We start from the raw sequence: 3712 nt of genomic DNA, 5'->3' as shown, positions 1-3712 counted from the left end.
TCCGCGAATCCAATTATGTTGCTAGGCAAGCCAACTCGAACATGATCCGTTCAAGTCATGTGGAAGAGGCTCTGTCTAACCAAGAACTTCGCGTTAGTCGACTGAAAGACAGCGTGATGGAGAGCTTTATTAATGGCACTACACTCATCCACACCAAGGGCCAAGCGATCGGCCAGGTCAATGCGTTGTCTGTGTTGAGTACGAGTGAGTACATGTTTGGCGCTCCAAACCGAATTACTGCCACAACCTGTTACGGCGATGGTGAAGTAATTGATATCGAGCGTAGTGTTGATCTTGGTGGCAGCATTCACTCTAAGGGTGTGATGATTCTGACCGCTTATTTATCGTCTGTGTTTGGTAAAACGGCCAAAGTACCTTTGAGTACGACCATCACCTTTGAGCAGTCATACGGTGGCGTCGATGGAGATAGTGCGAGTATGGCCGAGTTCTGTGCCGTGGTTTCAGCGTTTTCCAAACAGCCAAACAGACAAGACATTGCCATTACGGGTTCGATGAACCAGTTTGGTGAATCCCAGCCAATTGGTGGTGTAAATGAGAAGATCGAAGGCTTCTTTGATGTTTGTACGATAAAAGGTCGAAATAGTGAGCAGGGGGTAATCATCCCTCGCTCAAACATGCATAACTTGATGCTACGACCTGATATCGTAAAAGCCGTAGAGAAAAGCGAGTTTCATATCTGGGCGATTGACCATGTAACAGAGGCAATAGAGCTGTTTACCGGGAAGCCAGCAGGGATGCCAAGTGACGAAGGCAGTTATCCCATCGATACTGTGTTTGGCATTGCTCAAGCGAAGCTCAACGCGCTACGCAAATAGTGAATAACCGAGCCCCTGAACTAGGGGCTCATATATTTTGAAGTAATTTTATAGTTCTATAACTTCGTTGCCAGATGGTACGCCTTTGGTAAATGCATCCACGTTACCAAGCGTAGTTTCTGCAATGTTTCCCAACGCCTCATTGGTTAAGAATGCTTGATGACCGGTGAAAATTACGTTGTGACAGGCAGATAGGCGGCGGAACACATCATCGACAATAACGTCATTGGATTTATCTTGGAAGAAGAGCTCTTTTTCGTGCTCATACACATCCAAACCCAATGCTCCGATGCGACCACGCTTTAGAGCTTCCACGGCTGCAGCTGAGTCAAGCAGCCCGCCACGACTAGTGTTAACGATCATCACGCCATCTTTCATTTGCTCGAACGCTGATTCGTCGAGTAGGTGGTAGTTTTCTTCTGACATTGGGCAATGAAGAGTAATCACATCACTGTTAGCAAAGATCTCTTGTTTTGAAACGTATTTGGCACCAAGCTCAATGGCTAATGGGTTCTGATATGGGTCGTGACACAACACATCCATGCCCAAGCCTCTTAAAATGCGCATAGTCGCAAGGCCGATTTTACCTGTACCAATGACACCAGCAGTTTTTCCATGGAAGTTGAAACCGACCAGACCTTCGAGATTGAAGTTGGCGTCACGGGTGCGTTGGTAAGCTTTATGGAAACGTCGATTAAGGCTCATCATTAAGCCGACCGTATGCTCCGCGACAGATTCGGGCGAGTAAGCCGGCACGCGCACAACCTGAATGTTAAGCCTTTTAGCCGTTTCTAAATCGACTCTATCAAAGCCTGCGCAACGCATTGCAACCATCTGTACGCCATGCTGTGACAAGGCTTCTAATACAGATGCCGAAAGATCATCATTAACAAAGGCACACACAACTTGGCAGCCGTGCGCCATTTTTGCAGTTTTAGTCGTTAAACGAAATTCATGAAAGTGGAGATTCAAGCCATACTGGGTGTTGGCTTTAGAAAACGACACTTCATCGTAAGATTTAGAGCTAAATACAGCGACATCTATCATAACAACCTCTCAAAAAGAAAAGTGGAGAGTAACAGGCTCCATTGAATACCTAAATTCACTAAAAATAAACCACTAATTAATAGGGGTATTATTGATTTGTATGAATAGGTAAATAATTGATATATTGAGGATTGATGAATTGAAGACAAATAAGCATGATTACGTTAACACCGATGACACCAGAATATTTAGACCAGGTTATTTCGTTATCGATCGCTGAGGAACAGCTGCCTTTTGTTGGTACTATTGAGGAAGTGTTAGCGAATGCGGATGATGAAGTTCACCCCCATTTAGTATTAGCCGATGGTCATGTTGTAGGGATATTTTTGATTGATACCACCTACAGTGTTCACTACGACTTTTGCTCGCCAAACACGCTAGGTTTTCGCGCATTTTTGGTCGATATCAAATGCCAAGGGTTAGGATATGGAAGTGCCGTGATTGCGCAGCTAACCGATTACCTTGCTCCACATTACTCTAACTATAATACGGTGTATCTAACCGTTAATTGCGAAAATCCAGTCGCGTATAAGTGCTATTTAAACAATGGTTTCATTGATTCTGGTGATGTTTATCTAGGAGGAGCGGCAGGACCACAGCATATTATGTTGAAGTCGCTTACAGCCTAAAGGGTTATTCAATAAGTTAAATTGAGTTAAATATCATCTTCATTTAATTATCACTAAAATATGAGAATAATTGCACATTACTTCCAGATAGCTGCTACCGTTATATTTAAATAAGTCCGACCAGTTAACGACCACACCCAAGAAATGGCTCTGGCGGATAACTAACAATGTTAAACGGCTAGGGTACATGGATATGTTTATTTCTAAACTGAAGAGCGTCTCGATCGCTGCGAGGGCATGGTCGATTTTAGGGTTATTTGCTGTCGGTCTGTTTGCTAACACATTGCTAAATATCGATAAATCTCGCCATCATATGCGTGAGAATTACGAACAAGGTGTTGAAACCTTGGTCGAAAGTGCACTTAGTGTCGTGCAATATCACTATCAGCAAAGTCAAAATGGCACATTATCAACCGCTAAGGCGCAAGAGAGAGCGCTACAAGTGATCTCCTCGATGAGATTTGACGGTGACAATTATATATTCGTTGGCGACGGTGACGGTGTTCAAATTGCGACTGGTGTTTCGTCACTTTTGGGTAAAAACATCCTAAGTTTGCAAGACAGTGAGGGAAGGTATTTCGCTAAAGATCTCTATCATACTGCCCGAAGTGGTGGTGGTTTTGTCGACTATACGTGGGCTAACCCAGACAAAGGTACGACAGACCCAAAAACGAGTTATGCCATCATGTTTGAACCCTGGGATTGGATGATAGGCTCTGGAATGAATATGGACGCGTTACAGGCCGCTACCTACAGATCTGAAATGGCCTCTCTCTCATATGCGTTGGGAATTTTGATCGTGCTTTCTTTGGTCGTTGGGTATTTCATTAAAACCATTACGTCCCCGCTTAAGCGAACACTTAAGGCTATGCATACGTTGTCTCGGGGGGGAAGGGGACTTGACTCAAAGGTTACCTGAAGAGGGAAGTAAAGAGCTGATTTATCTCTCGCGTTATTTCAATCAGTTTGTTGCTTCGATCCAATCTATGATGTTGAATATCAGTGACGCGGGTACGCAGGTATCGGCATCGGCGACGCAATTGTCGACTTCAGTTCACCACATTGATGACAGCTTGAAGCAGCAACAAGATGATGTCGACATGTTGGCAACGGCAATGACAGAAATGCTTGCTACGATTGAAGAAGTCGCAGGGAGAACCTCTGAGTCTAATGAGGCGAGTCGTTTAGCAGCACAAGAGA

General features: G+C 44.3%; 3 protein-coding genes and 1 pseudogene. 3 read left to right on the top strand and 1 reads right to left on the bottom strand.

What is annotated here, in order from left to right:
- Nucleotides 1-836, top strand: an 836-nt coding sequence (locus QTO00_RS16355) for a S16 family serine protease (RefSeq protein WP_331425737.1), incomplete at its 5' end; no start/stop codon positions are given.
- Nucleotides 837-884: 48 nt separating this feature from the next.
- On the opposite strand, the gene QTO00_RS16350 is transcribed toward QTO00_RS16355, so the two are convergent.
- Nucleotides 885-1883: a 2-hydroxyacid dehydrogenase gene (locus QTO00_RS16350; RefSeq protein ID WP_331425736.1), complete on the bottom strand. Its 999-nt coding sequence runs from the start codon at nucleotides 1881-1883 to the stop codon at nucleotides 885-887.
- Nucleotides 1884-2038: 155 nt separating this feature from the next.
- Between QTO00_RS16350 and QTO00_RS16345 the strand changes: the two genes are divergently transcribed.
- Together QTO00_RS16345 and QTO00_RS16340 are read left to right on the top strand one after the other, a co-directional pair.
- On the top strand, nucleotides 2039-2512 hold the full coding sequence (locus tag QTO00_RS16345; protein ID WP_331425735.1) for a GNAT family N-acetyltransferase: 474 nt from the start codon (nucleotides 2039-2041) through the stop codon (nucleotides 2510-2512).
- Nucleotides 2513-2705: 193 nt separating this feature from the next.
- A pseudogene (locus tag QTO00_RS16340) lies at nucleotides 2706-3712 on the top strand (cache domain-containing protein); the annotation flags it as partial.

Source organism: Vibrio sp. M260118 (assembly GCF_036533755.1).
In the GTDB taxonomy this organism is placed as follows: domain Bacteria; phylum Pseudomonadota; class Gammaproteobacteria; order Enterobacterales; family Vibrionaceae; genus Vibrio.
Note: the sequence above shows the minus strand (reverse complement) of the source record. Positions and strands in the feature narration are given on the sequence as shown.

Bases quoted from the DNA above. Each gene is read 5' to 3' on its own strand.
- QTO00_RS16350 (WP_331425736.1), bottom strand. From the start codon at position 1,883: ATGATAGATGTCGCTGTATTTAGCTCTAAATCTTACGATGAAGTGTCG.
- QTO00_RS16345 (WP_331425735.1), top strand. From the start codon at position 2,039: ATGATTACGTTAACACCGATGACACCAGAATATTTAGACCAGGTTATT.